Raw genomic sequence first — 17,181 nt, forward strand, 5'->3', positions numbered from 1 at the left:
GAGGACTGGATTTTTGTTAAAATCACACAACTATTGGAATGTTCTTCTTGATGTTTTTTTATTCTGGTAAGAAGCTAACTCTTGCTTCAAAACCACTGTTTTGTTAAGTTACGTTAAACTTTTTTGTCGGTTACCTTTATTAAGGATCTGCTTAAACAGTATACTAACACAAAGTTTTGTGTCTTTCAACATATATCACCACTATATCTTGTGTTTTCATCATAATGTAAAGAATATAAAAATTAAGCAAGCCTAATTTTTATAAAAAAAGGCTTTACCTTCATACTTTTCCTGTGTAAAACAAAAAAGGAGTAGCGATTGCTACTCCTTTTCCAAAACCCGAAATTAATGCGAGCCAAGGTTCTACCTTGTTCTTTAATATTATTATATACTAATTTCGTTAAGTGTCAACAACTTTTTGAAAAATAAATATTTTCTATATTTTTAACTACAACTCAACTTGATTTCCTTCAACCAAAAAAATTATGCTTTTGGTTTACCGTAACCTGTTAAAAGTAGGATAGTCATAGCAACTGTTTCTTTCAATGATTTCCGACGGAGTTTTAATTTTGATAAAAGATAAATCCTTCTCATTAGATTGGCATTTTTTAATTCTATAAAACGACTAAAGAAGAGTTTACGCTCCAGGGACATTTTATCGGATACTTGAGCAAAAATAAGCGAAGCACGATCAAAAGAAGTATTTATCATCTGCCAAAACGTAGCCACCCCATATTGTCTCCCGTAATTGTTTAGCGACTCTGCCCCTACTTGTCTACGCCAAAGGACTGTACTGTCAGAAATATAAGCCACATTTCCAACGGCGTAAGCTAGAGTTCCAACATAAGAATCATGGGCGCCAATTTGACGATATTCCCAAAGCTTTGCTAACTCATGATTCATCATGATAACCATACCATTTATTTGGTTAAAGGCAATTTGTTCTTGAATAACTGTTGCTGGATTATGTTCTTTCAATACTGTTAATTTTTCATCTACAGAAGTCCAGTTCGAATAAACAAGCAATGGTAGTTCTTGGTTAAATTTCTCTGCTTCTTCAAGGTAACGTTCTAAACGATTTTCTTTCCAAACATCATCCTGGTCTGAGAAAACATAAAAATCTGCTTTTTTATAGTTAACCAACTCGTAAAAACTGCGGTGACTTCCTAACTTTCTGTCATCGTTAGAATTAATAAATATAAAACGTGAATCTCTATTAACATATTCTTTAATAATAGCTACTGTATCATCAGTAGATCCATCGTCCCTTATTAAACAAATCCAGTCAGTATAACCTTGTTGTATTATGCTATCTAATTGCTGGCGAAGGTATTTTTGACCATTATAGGTCGCTAAGCAAATATTTATTTGCCAATCTTTTATCGTTTTCATTGCTATCAAAACTCCTTAAGGCTAGTTCATCTTATGAAAGCTTACAAAGTGAACGGTATCACATACTAATCGTAATTATAATATTATAATATTATATGTCATTAATCAATATAAAATTAATCAAAAATAAGAGTCAATACCCTAAAAGTCCAGCTTAACATAATGTTAAACTGAACTTTTCATCATATTGCCGAGTAGTTTACTTAGTTTTATTTACTATTATTTTTAGTCTTTTTGGGTTTCAAATAAAGAAGTAAACTAGATAACAATGCCAAAGTACCAACAAATAGACCATTCGTTGCTCTATCTGATGTACTAGGTAAGGTATGGTTAACAGAATCCCCGTTATGTTTAGGTGATATGATCTTAGCTACTCTGCTACTATTATTGTTTGTAGAAGTGAGGACTTTCTCATTTCCTGATTTAGTTATTTCTTTAGACAATGATTGAGTAGTAACTGTAGTTTGCGGCTTAACTAATATTATTTCTTCTAGATTCTTGTTTACTACTTTTTCTTTTTTAGAAATAAACATAGGTTCTTTTTTCAAGTTATCAAAATATTTGAAACTGTTAGAAATTACTATAGCGTTTTCTTTCTCTGATACTACTGCCTTATTCAAGAGATCAGACAATTTTACCGTTGCGAAATTACCAGCTTTATCTTCCACAACAAGTGTCAAGGCCTTAGGGTCTACCGCAACCTCACTCTCTCCTATCTTAACCGTTTTAGGAAGTGTCACTTTACCTTCTTGATCTATATGGAAATAATGGTAAGAAGTCTCATCCCCATATTCTTCATCTTTTACAACATGAGATAAAACTAATTGTAAACGATATGTAGGAACATAACTACTTTCCTTAGGCATGGCTAAGCTTAATGTTCGATTAGTTTCATCAAACTGAGCTCGTGAAGGAAGATTTGGTGACTTAGTACTTACTTGTACTTTAAAGTCTGACTCCTGACTATTTGCTCCTTCTGCTACTGGTGTGTAACGTAAGCGATAAGTATAAAAACCATCTGCTACAACTTTGCCATCCTTATCTAAACCACTCCACTGAAGAGCATCCATACGATAATGACCATCACTTTGCTTTGGATTATTATGGAAATTTTTACGATAAGATGGTAAAACCTTACTTTGCCAAATAACATTTCCATTTTGATCTAGAACTTGAGCAGAAATATCCTTAACATTTCTTAAGAAAGTTGCCTGGGGAGTGATTTCGTCCCTATTTCCATCTTTATTTGGAGAAATGGCAAAATATGGATTATTCGCTGCATCTCTTTCCAAAAGATGAATTGTTTTATCCTCAACCTTATTCTCAAAAGTTCCTAAAATAATTCTTTTTGGACTCTCCGGTGCTAATTCTAACTCCCCACCATTTTTGACATAATCAACATAGCCCCAAGACGCTGATTGTGTTAACAAGGCAGTATAGTTGTTGCTTTCAAAAGGAGCTGATTCATTGTACTCCAATTGGTCTTTATGAGTTGTATCATTTGGTTTATAGTAGAAACTACCTTTAGAAAGCGTCTTATAAATCGGTGTTTCAAGTGCTTGTAAGTTCGCAAAATCACCATTAAATCCTACAAAAGGAATACTCATTAACTCCTGATTACTATCCTTGGCTTCTTTAAAACGTACAAAACCTTCTAAGAAATAACCATTTGCCATCTGTTCTTTTAATTTCTGACTAAATTGACTAGCATCAATAGTAAATCGAACTTGTGTTTCTTTATCACGAAGAATTACTTTCTGCCAATTAGTATCTAGCAAGGCTTGTGGTTTAAGGGCAAATTTACCTTTATTTACTTGTTCTGTTGCTACATTAGCTTGATAATACAATTCTTTGACACCTTCTACAAGTTTATGAATTGTAACTGTGATATCAAATTTATCTCCCACTCGTTTGAGATTAATTTTAGCTTTGCCATCGTTTCCAGTAACATAATATTGAGCTTGGATAGCTTTTTCAGCATCAACTACACCTGCACCTTGCTGACGTGGTGAATAAAACGCCTTATCCTCTTCACTATATAATGCTGTTGCTGAGCTCATGAGGATGTTTTTAGACAATTCTAGCAATTTTTTAGAATCTAAATTCATCCCTTTATATTTCTCAGCCAAATGACTTTGAAGCATTGTCATTAATCCTGCAACATGTGGTGAAGCCATACTTGTACCAGACATTGTTTGGTATTGATTATTATAGGTTGAAGAATAAATTTCAAAGCCAGAAGCTGTTACATCAGGCTTGATTGCTCCTTCAGCTGTCACGCCCCAACTTGATTGTTCCAGCATACGATTGCCACCTTGGCTATCAACTACTTCAAAACTCTGGTTAAATGTTAACTGACTTGAAGTATTTTTTATACGCTCGCCATCTACTTTACTAATAACCCCCACAGGTAATTCACGGTAAGGAATTAAAAAATTTCCACGTTTTTCTTGATCGTTAAAAATAACGATACCAACAACACCTGCATTTGTAGCATGAGTGATTTTAGTCATAAAATCAAGTCCGCCACCACGCTCAATTAATGCAAGCTTACCTTTAAAGTCCTTACCTTCAAAGTCTTTTTTTGCACCATAATTGGCATAAACCACATCGTAGGCCTTACCTTTGTCAAAAGGTTTAGAAGTCACAATCGGCAACTTAACTAACTTACCTTCAATAGTTGTTTCAACGACCTCACTGATAGTTTTAAGTGATTCATAGCTAGCAACACTCAAAGTATCTTCAGAAATAGCTGGACTATTAACCGTACCGTAGTCAGGATTAGTTGATAACGGTTTGCTATAATCCATACCAAATGCACCTTCATTTCCGGCAGCCACAACAACTGCAACGCCCTTCTCAGAAGCTAATTTAAGTGCTAATTTAACTTTATCATTGAGAGCAATTAAAGAATCTGCTGTTTTTCCAAGGCTCATATTAATCGTTTTTGCTCCTAGATTAACAGCGTCTGTGATTGCTTTAGCATATGCTTCACCAAATTTGTCCGAATCAATTTTATCTGGAATACGCATTAATAAGACTTGAGCATTTGGCGCTGCACCTTCTAAAAGAAGACCATTGATTGCTGGACGTTTACTATTACCTACAAAAATACCAGCAACGTGTGTACCATGCGAAATATTCTTTGCTTCTGAACCATAACCATCTTTCATAGCTGCTGCAATATCAGCCACCGTTTCTGTATTGTTGGCGTAGTTATGTGCAAAAACAATCTTATCGTTAACCCATTTCCCATAAGTGATATTATGTTTTGCTTTTAATTCCTCAAATTCTGCCTTAGTTTTAAAGCTGTGCTTATCATCTTTTGGGCTATCTAAACGAAAAATATCATGGTTAATATCAAAGCCAGTATCAATAATAGCTACTACATTTCCCTTTCCTCTTTGGGTTATGGCTTGCAATTTTGTTATTTTAGATGTATCAAGAACAGCAAGTGATGACTTGCTTTCTGGCTTCACCTCTTCATATGCTGAGGGAACTTTCTGTGCTATTGCAGTTGAAGCATTTGTTACTACATTGCTTTCTTTATTGTTGGTTGTCTCTGGTTTAGAGGGATATTCTTCTTCAAGATCAGCCCCCAAATTAGACGTATCAAGGTTTTTAGATAACTCTTCTAATAATTCATCTTCTGTTTTGTCATTTTTTACAGATGTATCACCCATTTCTTTCGCTGTATTACTAGCAGAAGCAGCTGTTACAGATGTTTTTTCAACAATATTAGTAGTTACCGATGGCGATGGCTGTTGAGCAACATTAGCAATTACAGGTGATTGCTCTTGGTTTTTTAATTCTTGCTCCTCTGCATTCACTTGATTGCTATGCATTAATAAAATACTAGTTGTTATAAGTGTTAACTTTAAAATAGCCTTTTTTGAGTGATGTTTATCCACTTTTCTATTTCCTCCAAAAATCAGTATGCATACTATATTACAACATAATTAATGTATTAGCAATAGAATAATTAGCGATAAATTTTATTTTTATTTTTTAATTTAAATTTTTTAATTTTTTGTTAATTAAAAGGTCTCTCAGTAATACTGAGAGACCTTTTAATTGATAGTTTAAATAGTATGTATTTATGATAAAACCATATCAAGATGAGGAATATTATCTTCTAGATAGATATCTGAGATAGGTTGAAATCCGAAAGATTGATAAAAATCTTGTAAATAAGCTTGGGCCTGAGCATAAATAGGTTTATTAGGGTAATTTGCCTCGCTAAATTTAATCGCATGTTCCACTAATTGATTTCCTAATCCCTTTTTTCTAAAGTCTGGATTAACAATCACACGTCCCAAATGCACCTTATCATCTTCTGGTATCAATCTATAATAAGCTGCCAATTGACCATCTACCCAATTCATCCCATGCAGACAAATCAAATCTTCATCATCAACCTCTTGATAAGGACAATCTTGTTCAACTACAAATACAGATACTCTTAATTTATATATTTGAAACAACTCATGTGTAGTTAAATTATCAAAAGTTTTTACATTCCACATTGCTATCTTCCTTTCAACATCATACAGTAGACCCTAAAAAGTCTCTATAGCAAACTCCATGGCAATATAAGCAATTTTATCTTTCTTTTCTAAATCCTCACTATTTCCTAAAGATCTTGCTTCCCATACTTCTGCATCTAAATTATCCGCAGAGTAAAAAAATTGAAAATGATTAATATTTCGAAACTTAGATAAAGCTGCAATTGCTGAACATTCCATATCCACACAGATTGCTCCATTCCGTTTATGTTCCAACATTTTATCAACTGTCTCACGGTAAATACCATCCGTTGTCCAAACTTTTCCTTCAGTGTAAGAAACAGCTTGACGATCTAAAAAAGATTTAAACTCTTCATGAAATTTTGTGTTTACTGCGATTTCAGAACTTGCTTCCGAATAATGAAATGATGTCCCTTCATCCCTAATAGCACTTCTTGGAATAATAATGGATGTCTCCTCAATTGACGAATCAAGGACACCACATGTTCCAAAAACAATTAAATTTTCCATTCCAAACACTATAATATCTTCCAAGATTGCTACGCAAGCTGAAGCACCAACATAAGCATTGAAAAAGCCAATCTTTTGTCCTTTAAATTCTAATTCATAAATGGGAATTTCTAAGTTTGCTACACTGGTTCTAGCAATTTCACGATGAGGCAATTCTTCTAAAATACGATTGAAAGTCTCCCGCGCAAAACAGGTAATAACAGTCTTTGGAAAACCTTTTATTGGTGAATTAATATCTTCAGGATTAATAATCGCTTTTCTACTATTATCGAATGAATTTATTATCATAAACATTTCCTTTAAGCCTTAATTTACGATGTTCTATCATCTTGTTAAAAATATTTTTTCTATTTTAACCCAATGAAACTTAAAAGGCAAGGTCAAATTTGCAAAGATGAATATACTTAATGGAATTATTTACCATTTCTAAGGTAAATTTCCGTATCAAATAGCTTAAACCATGTGTTTTTATACTATGTTATATTAATATCTCACCATTACTATCTAAAAATAAGAATACCCAAAAATACTCTTATTTTTTGATTAGAAAACTTTATTATACCTTACGTTGTAGTTTCACTACAGCCTCGGTCCTTGGTGTCCGTGGCTTGAGGATACAATTTTTCATCATTGTTTGTATCATTACTATACAATTCTTCTGAATCTCCAGTCCTTTTCTTCGACTCATTTTTTCTCTTATCACTGAAATCTTTGCAATTCAATGACGTTTCGTCACCTGATTTATAGATAAAAGTTATCTTTGCAGGATCAACAACCCCATCATCAGATATGCCTCCAATAATCACTTTCTCAACTAAACTTTCAAAGACTGCACGATCAAACTCGCTAATTAGTTGCTTAGATTTCAACAATTTTCTAAATGATTCTAAACGTTCTTTAACACCTGAGTCTGTACGTAGCCTAACCTCAAGATTTACTTTTGAAGCTGATAGTTTTTCTTTATCCTTTATAATAGCATGGAATTTTTCATCATACAAGTCATCACTGATCCTACCATCAAGTTTCATTTGGATGATATCTCTTTCTTGCTGCTTCAGTTTTATTAGCTGTTTCTCAATACTATGTAACTCTAATTCTATAGAGTTGTCACTAATTTCTTCTTCTACAGTTTTTAAAAATATATCAATAATTTTATCATTATATTGATAAAGTAATCTGAAACTTTCTAAAAATGCTTTTTCGATTGCTGACTCACTAATCCCCTTACTATGCTGACAATAACGTTTACCTTTTTTTATCGCAACCTGACAATGCCAAATGACCTTATGGTAAATCGTTCCACTATGCCAAGATCGTCTTGATAAAACAGATTTGCAAAATCCACATTCTAACATACTACTAAAGGCATACATTCTAGAAAAACGTTGTCTATTCCCTGAAGTTGAACCGATTCTACCTCGCCTACCAGAACGTCGTAATCTAATTTCCTGTGCTTGGTTAAACTCCTCTTCTGTCACAATCGGTTCATGATTCCCCTTAATGTAATATTGATCCTCCTCACCATAGTTATCTAGACGACGTTTACTTATAGGATCTACTGTAAAGGTTTTTCCCTGTAAAACATCTCCCTTATACTTTTCATTCTTTATAATTCCCAAGACAGTTGTTTCTGTCCAAGATTTATTTCCTCGAGGAGAAGTTACTCCCTTTTCCTCTAATTCACGAGCAATAACACGCCCTCCAATACCCTCTAAGTACCTATCAAATATGTAACGAACAATCTTTGCTTCTTCTTGATTAACTGTAATTTGACGTGTTTCCCAGTCAAAATCATATCCTAAGCAGCGAGGACCACCAACAAGTTCTCCTCGTTGCATCTTCATTTTTAACCCTTTTTTAACATGCGCTGATATATTTTCAACTTCTTGCTGAGCTACAGAGCTAAGAATAGTCAACAATAGCTCTCCATCCATAGTTAACGTGTCAATGTTCTCTTCCTCAAAGTAAACTCCAATCTGTTTATCTTTAAGCATACGAACATATTTAAGAGTATCAAGTGTATTTCTAGCAAACCTTGCAATAGCCTTGGTAACAATATAGTCAACTTCACCATTTAAGCAATCCGTTATCAATCTTTGAAAGTTTTGACGTTTACCAACTTGAGTACCTGTAATACCTTCATCAGCATAAATATCAACAAGTTGCCAATCTGAACGTTGTGATATGTACTCTTTGTAATGTTTCACTTGTGACTCATAACTATTTTTCTGATCCTCACTATCAGTACTAACCCTACAATAAGCTGCTACTTTCTTTTGAGAAATTTCTATTTTCCCATTATTACGCCGAATATTTCCCTGAGCTCTAATTACTTCTATTTGTTTTACCATAAAGTCAAAACCTTTCTACAAAAATAGGAAACTCCTTGAAAATATTTTACCGCGCTCAACTACTTATGTCCGCTATTTTGTATTCCCTAATTAAAATTTTTGTATTTCCTATCAAGTTTAGTTTTAATATTTATATACTCCACTTGAGTAAGTAAATTTTTATGAAATAGAATCTCTAATAGAGACCTCTGTATGTGATATTCTAATATCTCTTGCTTCATATAACTACCTCTAAAATTACTTCCTCCGTGGGTATGATTGGTTATATCACTCATGGGCCTTTCACCCGCTGTCCTTTTACGATGGCAGCCTGAACGTTCAGAAGTATCATTGTCCTTATTTGTGGTCATGGCAGATAGAGAACCACTCTATTTTATAGCTAATAATTTTCGCTCCTATCACGGCGTATCTCACTAAATTGCTCGACAAATAAGAAAGTCCCACCTCGGTTTATTCAATTGTCAATGAACAAATCAAGGAGAGACTATTTTATTTTATGTTTTATCCTATCTGGACAATCTGTTAACCCTAATAGGTAATCTGTACTAACGTTATAGAGTTTAGAAAGCTGCACAAGAACATCTGCCGTTAAGGCAACCTCTCCTCTCTCAATTTTTGCATAATTTGTATGAGAAAAGGAAAGTAAATTTGCAACAAACTTTTGAGTGAAATCGTGATCTTCCCTCAAATCCCTTATCCGTTGGTACATCTAGCTTTCTCCTAAGAAAAGTATATGTCACTTTCAGAAAAAAGCTGGGAAATTGTCATAATATGACAGTAATTATTGCGTCATTCCTGTAATTATGATAATAGCCCGTGCAAATTTATCATTTAATTTTGCAAGAAAGTTGTTGTTCTATTCTTTACGTAAATCAGGCTTACTATCATTTCAAGGACAAATCGAAAATCAGCATAGCGATTATTTTATGGATCTGAGTTTCATTTTATCTACTATGTTGAAGAACTACACAAAAAATTTATCATCAAGTTATTCATTATTCTCCAATTTCTTAACAGTTAACCAATAAAAAATGAAACTAAACAAGGAGTTCACTGTAATAAATAACATAAACTCTAAAAATGACATATCATTCAATGCCCTACTTCGTAAACCAATCATCGGCTGAGAATATGGAAATAATTGATTAATAAAACCACCTAGCATAATAAAAATAAAACCTGAGAAGGAACCAATTGCTGCAACTCCAACCGATTTAGCAAAATTCTTAGTTTTTGCCATAAGATAACTGTGAATCATCAAAACAGAACTTGAACCAATAACTGATAATATTGTAGCTCTCAAAAATAATAATATATCTTCTATCTGAAATGGAATTTGACTAAGATAAAGAGTTAATAAATAGATAGCAAACAGCACTGCTTGAACTACAGATACCAAGAACAAAGCTAATAAAAACTTACTTAGTACCATCTTCTTAACTGATGCTTGATTAGATCGTAGCATTTCAAGTGTTTTTCGTTCAAATTCAGGAAGGATAATTAGACCTGAGAATATAGCTAACATAGCTGGAAAAAGTAACTGCCCGTTATAAAAAGTCAGCTGTCCCCAAAGAACCCTACTCATCTGTTCTTCAATCAACACATCGTAGTTCAAGAAAAAATTAGCTAATCCAATAAAACTGGACAAAGCAAGAAAAATAAGACCAATAGCTAAAATAACTACTTTACGATTCTTAATCCACTCAGCTTTAAAATAATCAATCATAGTTTTCCTCCTTCTTTTTAACCAACAGGTACTTAATAACAAAATAGACAAATATACAATAAAATAGATAGATAAGATAGTTGAGTGGTACACTCTTGTCCCAAACAAATATGTAATCTAATTTATCTCCAGAATGTAAAACTTTTATGCGATAAAGTGCAAGAAAACTTGAACCCCCGAAAGGAAAGATTAGATTTAACCATTTAGATGCTTCGGATAGAACCATCCCTAAAAACCCTGATACAAATCCAATTCCTAAAACCATACCATGTTTTTCTAATATCATAGATAGAAATAGAAAAAAAGTAATTAAAGTAAAACTAGCCATCGTCAAACCTACAACTTGTAATAGTAAATTTGAAACAGCAACATCTATACCGTATCTAACAGCATTTAAATATACAATCAATACTTGTACTACATTCAATAATAGAAAAACAGTATTCGTAAAAATAAGCTTTCGTTTGAAAATGGTTATAAGATTTATATTATTCGCTTCTTGTAGTTTAAATGTATTTCCTTCTTTTTCGTTACTAACAATTCGGGATACAAAAAGACTAATCGCAATTGGTAAAAAAATAGGAGTAGCTTGTAAATTATTGAAAAATAATCCAATTGTCCTTAACTTTGGTACATCTATGCTTCTTGATGCTGCTAGTAATGACCAAGTTACTGCTACAAACATCATCAAAAACGATATCATAAATGATTTTGTTCGTTTACTCTTCAATAATTCGATTTGTAATACCTTTATCATTTTAAGCCTCCTTCGTTAACGAAAGGAAAATATCTTCTAGGGTCTCACTTTCTCTAACCACTCGGAAAATACGGTATCCGTTTTCTGTCAAATAGCTCACCACATTAGCTAATTGATTATTATCAATATTACTTAATTTTACATGACTTGCGGATGCACCCAAAATTTCTACAGTTCCTAGTTCAACTAAAGTGTGAACAATATTACTCTGTGAAAAATCACCACCAATCTCAATCCAGGTATTTGATTTAATAGCTTCAATTTCTCCTTCATAAACTAGACGACCATGATTGATAATACCCACTCGATCTGCAATGTGTTCAATTTCTGGAAGAATATGACTAGAAATAAAGACTGTCAGACCTTTTTCTTTGGCTAACTCAACAATCAATTCACGAATTTCATGAATACCTGCTGGATCAAGACCATTAGTAGGCTCATCTAATAATAAGATTTTAGGCTTTTTTACTAATGCAAACGCTAAAGAAAGACGTTGTTTCATACCTAGAGAATAGGCCTTAACTAATTTTTTTCGATTTTTTTCATCAGCTAATCCAACAAGTTCCAATGTTGGCCAGATATTATTTTTATCAAATCCCACCATTTTTTGAAACACTAATAAATTTTCGTAACCTGTTAAATTAGGATAATATGAAGGCTCTTCTATCATAGATCCAATCTGACTCAGGTAATTTTTGTCTTTCCGAATGTCTTTTTTATTAACAAAAATCTCACCTGAAGTCGGATCTACAAGGGATAGAATCATTTTCATCGTTGTCGTTTTCCCAGCACCGTTTGGCCCTAGAAAACCATAAATTTCTCCCTCCCGTACAGTAATTTTTTCAATATCTACAGTAGTAATATCTTTGTAAACTTTTTTTACTTTTTTCAGCTCAATAATATTATTCATCATCATTATCCTTTAGCAATCTATTTTATTAGACTACTCCTTTCTTTACATTAATAATTGTACCTGTTCATCTTAAAGATAACATTAAGAATGTATAACGCAAGTCTCAAATTTTTGAATTAATAAAATTTCTATAGTTTTCGTTACTTTCCATAAGATTAATATGTGTATCCTTATAAACATCACCCGTTTCGTTATCTATGTAAATAACATAGTCAACATAGTCGACAATATCTAGATGATGACTAACAATCAACATTGTCCTTTCAGAGTATTGACTGTTCTGAAGAATATTAAGATAGATTCTATTTTTACTTTGTTCATCAAGATTACTGAAAGCTTCATCCCAGAAAATAATAGAGTTTTTTTTCAATAGAGACTTAGCAATTAACATTTTTTGAATCTGTCCTCCAGATAAATTTTTCCCCTGTTTCAATAACTTTGAATGAATTTTATTTGGTAACTGGGCAATAACCTCATCAGCTGAAGTATCTTTTAATACTTGATACAATGGCTCTAAATTATCTGCATCCCATTCTAAATTTTCTAACACGCTTCCTTTTCTTAATGTCATATTCTGTAGAACAACACTCAAACTATCTTCAAAATTTTTAATACCATATTTCAACGATCCACTAAATCGTAGCATACCCGCTAAAAGTAATAGTAACGTTGATTTTCCACTACCTGATTTACCTATGATTGCAATCTTTTCACCTCTATTAATTGTCAAGTTAATATCCTTATAAATCGGACTCATGCCATAAGAAAAATTTAGGCTTTCAGCCTTAATTAAATACTCATCCGAATCTGAACTTTGTACTAAAATTGGTCTACTATCTTTTAATAAATCACTTTGTTTTTCAGCATATATCCCCAGCTTTACTACTTCAAAAACTGCACCCTTCACTTGTTCAATTGCAGATATTAATAATGAAATACTTGTTTGATAGACTAGTAAATCTGAGATGGATACTTTTATATATTTATTATAGTAAATCGCTATAACTATAATTACAGACAAACTAATGTAATTAAAAATCGTGCTAACTAACTGTGATAAGTTTTCAAACTTTAAAATCTGTGAATATTTTTCAGTAACTTGTTGATTAATTTTCATCCACGATGCAAAAGTTAGACCTTCTCGTCTCATTATTTTGATATAATCAATATCATCTAAATCTGTTTGTAACTCTGAATTAAAGTCAATCAAATATTGCAGATAAGTTTGGTTATATTCATTCTGTTTACGATAAAGTATAATAGAAATTACACTGTAAACCAAAATCATTATGATCAAGATTATTGTTAACCTTACAGAAATTGTTATTAAATATGTAAAAATAACAATTGCTGAGATGAAACTTACACAAGAGGGGATAATCTTCAATGTCACATTATCCCTTAAAGTAGACTTGAAATTTATCTTCTCTGAAATACCGCCACTTAGATGATTTCTAAAATATAATAGTGGTTTTTTTAACAATTTTTGGAAAAGTGCTTTACTATAGTTATCATCAAAATCTAAGTTATATTCATTTAAGGCACTATTCTTAATAAAATAGCCTAATAGTTGAAAAAGAACAACACCAAATAGAACTAGTATGCTTGACAAGAATTGAAACTTTTCTGATAACATATATCTTAATAAGATAGAAAATGCTAAAACGCTTATCTGGATTAGTACCAACGAAAGCAAAAATAGAATAATTGTTTTTGTTTTCAAAGTAAGTTTAAAATATTTCCAAAATATCTGTTTGTATTTTTGAGTTTGAAAATTTTCATCCTTATTTATTAACACTATAGTTTCAGAATAGTGGTTTAGAAACTCATCATGACTGTATTTTACACGACCAATAGCGGGATCTACAATCGTAACTTGTTTTTCAGTAATTTTATCTAATACTACGAAATTATCTTGATTCCAGTGAAGAATTATTCTTTGCTTTTTTTCATTGTAGACTTGTAATAAATCTCTAAACGATGCGTGATACGCCTTCAAAGCTACTCCAAATCTTTTGTTTAGAGATAGCAAGTATGATACATTAAGTCCGTCTGCTGGTAATGAGTCTTTATCGTATACTTCATATAGTGGAACTTTATGACCTAAATCATTTAATAACATTGTGTAACACGCTAACAGACAATCCTCTTCGTTGTTTTGTAAAATAATCTTCATACTTGAGTTTTCCTTTCTATCTCTTTTTAAAGAGTAGGGATTAAAATATCCAACGAATCATCTTTTTTTTAATATTTTGCTGTAGAATATAAAATTCCTGACAAACCATTCATTATTCCATAAACATTATATTTAGTATTAAAGCTGCACATCCATCCATTCTCTAAACCAAATGAATGTAATTTTCTATACTCTATATCTAAAATTTTTTCCAATTCTTCTCTTTCATTTCCTGATAGATACGAGCAATAATAACTCAGTGCTAACAAATTTCCACTTGTTCCATGACAAATAGAAAAATTTGTCATATCGAAACCAATTTCAATTATCTGAGATGCTGCATGTTTCATATCAGCCTCTAATTCGCTTCTCTTTGTTTTAGATATAATATGGAATTTTTTATCCAGCTGTAATTGAGCTAATCTTGCAGCTAACACCCCTGTAGAACCATGACACCAATTAGCACTAGTCGAATTATTTCTTTTATCTATCCATCCATTTGATAATTTTTGATGACTATCAAAATTTGTAGCTCGATAGAACAATTCCACTGCTTCAGAACTATTCAATGCCACCGCAAGATAAAGTAATCCCAGTTCTATTCCTAAATTCCCATGTGCTAAACTAACATTATTAGATTCCAATTTATCCCACGCAATATAATCTTCAGAAATATTTTTCAAATCAACTAATTTCTCAAAAGATTGTTGAAGATTTCCAATTGATACATTACTATTTCGTAAGGCTACAATCTCACTAGGAAAACTTGATAGAAAATCTGCACTCTGAACATTCAAATCTAAGATATATTTGTTATTAATATCAAAAATAGATACTGGTATTTCTTGACCAGTAATTGACTGTATTCTAATCATTGCAGATAAAATTCCTAACTTGCCAACATAATACGATTGATTTTGTGTAGAATAATAAGCCTTCATTAAAGTCATGAAAATTCTGCGTAAACAGTTATAAATTCTCTGTTGTCTATCATCATCGACCAATTCATAAACTTCACATAACGCAATAGACAGTCCTGCAATACCCTCATAAATTGATGAATCCATGGGTTCTAGTTGAAATGCATCATAGTCTGTAACTTTCAAAGTTAACCAATTTGTACTTCCATCTAATTTAGAAAATTTTTCATTTTTTAAAATTGTATCAACTATAGTATTAATACCAGTAAATAATATGCTATGATTTGAGTTTGAATTTTGAAAAATTATATATGACTCTTGCAACTCTGTACTGTATAAAGCATTTGGGGTTTTAATTGAAAATTCTACTAAATCTAACTGTTCTTCCATAGTATCTAAATCAAATTTTTCCAATTTTTCAATTGTATCACTCAGTGAAGATTTTTTTAGTTTCCAAATATTAGTATTACCGTCCTTATCTTTAACATTAATATCACTTGCACAAACGTAAAAATACGGAATATCCATGTTCAAAAGTTGTTTTACTTCAGATTGACATAAATTATGACTATCGTAGTTCGTTAATTTATTTGACATTTTTTCAAACAAAATATTATCCTGGTTGCAGTAAACTGGTGAAAGCAATAATTGTCTAACTAGACTATAATCTCTAGTATTTCTAAATAAAACACGTGTTTTTATATCACTAAAACTTAAGTAAAGTTTCTTCAATGCTTCCTTATTATTAATAATAAATTTACTTAATTCTATGAAGCCTTCTTTAATATATTCTACATATTCTTCAGCGTTTAAATACGTTTTTATTCCCAAATTATTCTCAAAGTATGGTAAGTGATTCTGGTTTTCAGTCTTGTACTTCTGTTTTTCAACATGTATATCATCTCTATTATGATTTATAATAACTTTTGCTTCACCAATAAGCGTTCCTCCTAAAACACCACTCGTATCACCTCCGAAAATTTTGTCAGCCTCAGAAATAGGTAATAATCCCGTAGAAAGAACTGAATTCCGACTATTTTCAACAATTTTTAATGTTGCATCATTTTCAGCTACTGTCTCATATGGATTAGTTGAAAAAACTGTTTCAGCATCTACTAATATAGGTTGGATACTATGAGATATAAGATTTTCAAAGTGTAAATCAGAGATATTAAGAATATAGGAGTAAACTAAAAGATACCCCATTCTCTTATAAAACTCGTTTGCTTCTTTAAGTGAGGATACTGGCTTACTCTCGACAAATACTTCCCAAAAATATTCATTTTTATCTAAAAAATCAGGAATGAACCTAATTTCCTTTTTCAAATAATTACTTGCTTGACTATCTAATTCTTTTAAAAGAATATTTGGTCTTGATGATTTTTTCTTATAAACCAATTTTTGTCTATTATAATCCAGAATACAGACTCCGCTTCCATTGTGAATATCTCCTGTGACTTTTATATCTAAAACATTTAAATCAGGACTCTCATCATTAGACTTTAAAAATTTTAATTTTTTTAATTCTAAGAAATCACTCACAAAGTGCTTTTTCACGCAATTTAGTAAGTCTAAATAGTGTTTAATACTGATAAATACACGCTGATTAATCTTAGGAAATCGTTCCTCTATTTCATCTAAAATAGTACCGTTTCTACATAATACATTATTAAAAAAGTCATATCGAAGTTCTGCTGTTTCACCAACCAATGTCCCATTAATGCGCTTTTCATTAATTAAATAAATCAATGTAGATCTATAATAATCTGAAATTTTTTCCTCAATTTGCTTAATTAGCGAGTCACTTTCATTTAAAACTTCAGGGATGAGCCTTTCAATTACTACTTTAGGAAATTTATCAAACTGACTATATAGTTGCTCTTTCTGATTCATAATATTACCTCTCTAAA

General features: G+C 31.7%; 11 protein-coding genes. All 11 read right to left on the minus strand.

Going from position 1 to position 17,181, the window contains the following annotated elements; translation table 11 throughout:
- Nucleotides 1-483: 483 nt before the first annotated feature.
- A complete protein-coding gene (locus tag HMPREF9171_RS105365; RefSeq protein ID WP_000848921.1) occupies nt 484-1,392 on the minus strand; it encodes a glycosyltransferase family 2 protein in 909 nt (302 codons plus the stop codon).
- 209 nt (nt 1,393-1,601) lie between these two features.
- Nucleotides 1,602-5,303 (minus strand): S8 family serine peptidase, encoded by a 3,702-nt coding sequence (locus tag HMPREF9171_RS105360; protein ID WP_000357571.1) that lies wholly within the window; start codon nt 5,301-5,303, stop codon nt 1,602-1,604.
- Nucleotides 5,304-5,489: 186 nt separating this feature from the next.
- Nucleotides 5,490-5,918: a GNAT family N-acetyltransferase gene (locus tag HMPREF9171_RS105355; RefSeq protein ID WP_000267393.1), complete on the minus strand. Its 429-nt coding sequence runs from the start codon at nt 5,916-5,918 to the stop codon at nt 5,490-5,492.
- A gap of 33 nt (nt 5,919-5,951) precedes the next feature.
- Complete coding sequence (locus tag HMPREF9171_RS105350) at nt 5,952-6,716, minus strand: nucleoside phosphorylase (RefSeq protein WP_000586353.1); 765 nt, start codon at nt 6,714-6,716, stop codon at nt 5,952-5,954.
- A gap of 275 nt (nt 6,717-6,991) precedes the next feature.
- Nucleotides 6,992-8,779 (minus strand): recombinase family protein, encoded by a 1,788-nt coding sequence (locus HMPREF9171_RS105345; protein WP_000240616.1) that lies wholly within the window; start codon nt 8,777-8,779, stop codon nt 6,992-6,994.
- A 484-nt stretch (nt 8,780-9,263) separates the two neighbouring features.
- Entirely contained in the window at nt 9,264-9,488 is a 225-nt protein-coding gene (locus HMPREF9171_RS105340; RefSeq protein ID WP_000284844.1) for a helix-turn-helix domain-containing protein, read from the minus strand.
- A 279-nt stretch (nt 9,489-9,767) separates the two neighbouring features.
- Nucleotides 9,768-10,505, minus strand: coding sequence for an ABC transporter permease (locus HMPREF9171_RS105335; RefSeq protein WP_000568302.1), 738 nt, complete (start codon nt 10,503-10,505; stop codon nt 9,768-9,770).
- The gene (locus tag HMPREF9171_RS105330) at nt 10,498-11,262 is read right to left on the minus strand and encodes an ABC transporter permease (RefSeq protein WP_000598725.1); all 765 of its coding nucleotides are present in this window, start codon (nt 11,260-11,262) and stop codon (nt 10,498-10,500) included. The genes HMPREF9171_RS105335 and HMPREF9171_RS105330 overlap by 8 nt, the downstream gene beginning before the upstream one ends.
- 1 nt (nt 11,263) lies before the next feature.
- Nucleotides 11,264-12,172: an ABC transporter ATP-binding protein gene (locus tag HMPREF9171_RS105325; protein ID WP_025193625.1), complete on the minus strand. Its 909-nt coding sequence runs from the start codon at nt 12,170-12,172 to the stop codon at nt 11,264-11,266.
- A 106-nt stretch (nt 12,173-12,278) separates the two neighbouring features.
- Entirely contained in the window at nt 12,279-14,351 is a 2,073-nt protein-coding gene (locus HMPREF9171_RS105320) for a cysteine peptidase family C39 domain-containing protein (RefSeq protein WP_000691664.1), read from the minus strand.
- Nucleotides 14,352-14,419: 68 nt separating this feature from the next.
- Complete coding sequence (locus HMPREF9171_RS02600; protein WP_001072115.1) at nt 14,420-17,164, minus strand: type 2 lanthipeptide synthetase LanM family protein; 2,745 nt, start codon at nt 17,162-17,164, stop codon at nt 14,420-14,422.
- Between the last annotated feature and the right edge of the window lie 17 nt (nt 17,165-17,181).

The sequence above is a fragment of the Streptococcus agalactiae ATCC 13813 genome, from assembly GCF_000186445.1.
Taxonomy (GTDB): domain Bacteria; phylum Bacillota; class Bacilli; order Lactobacillales; family Streptococcaceae; genus Streptococcus; species Streptococcus agalactiae.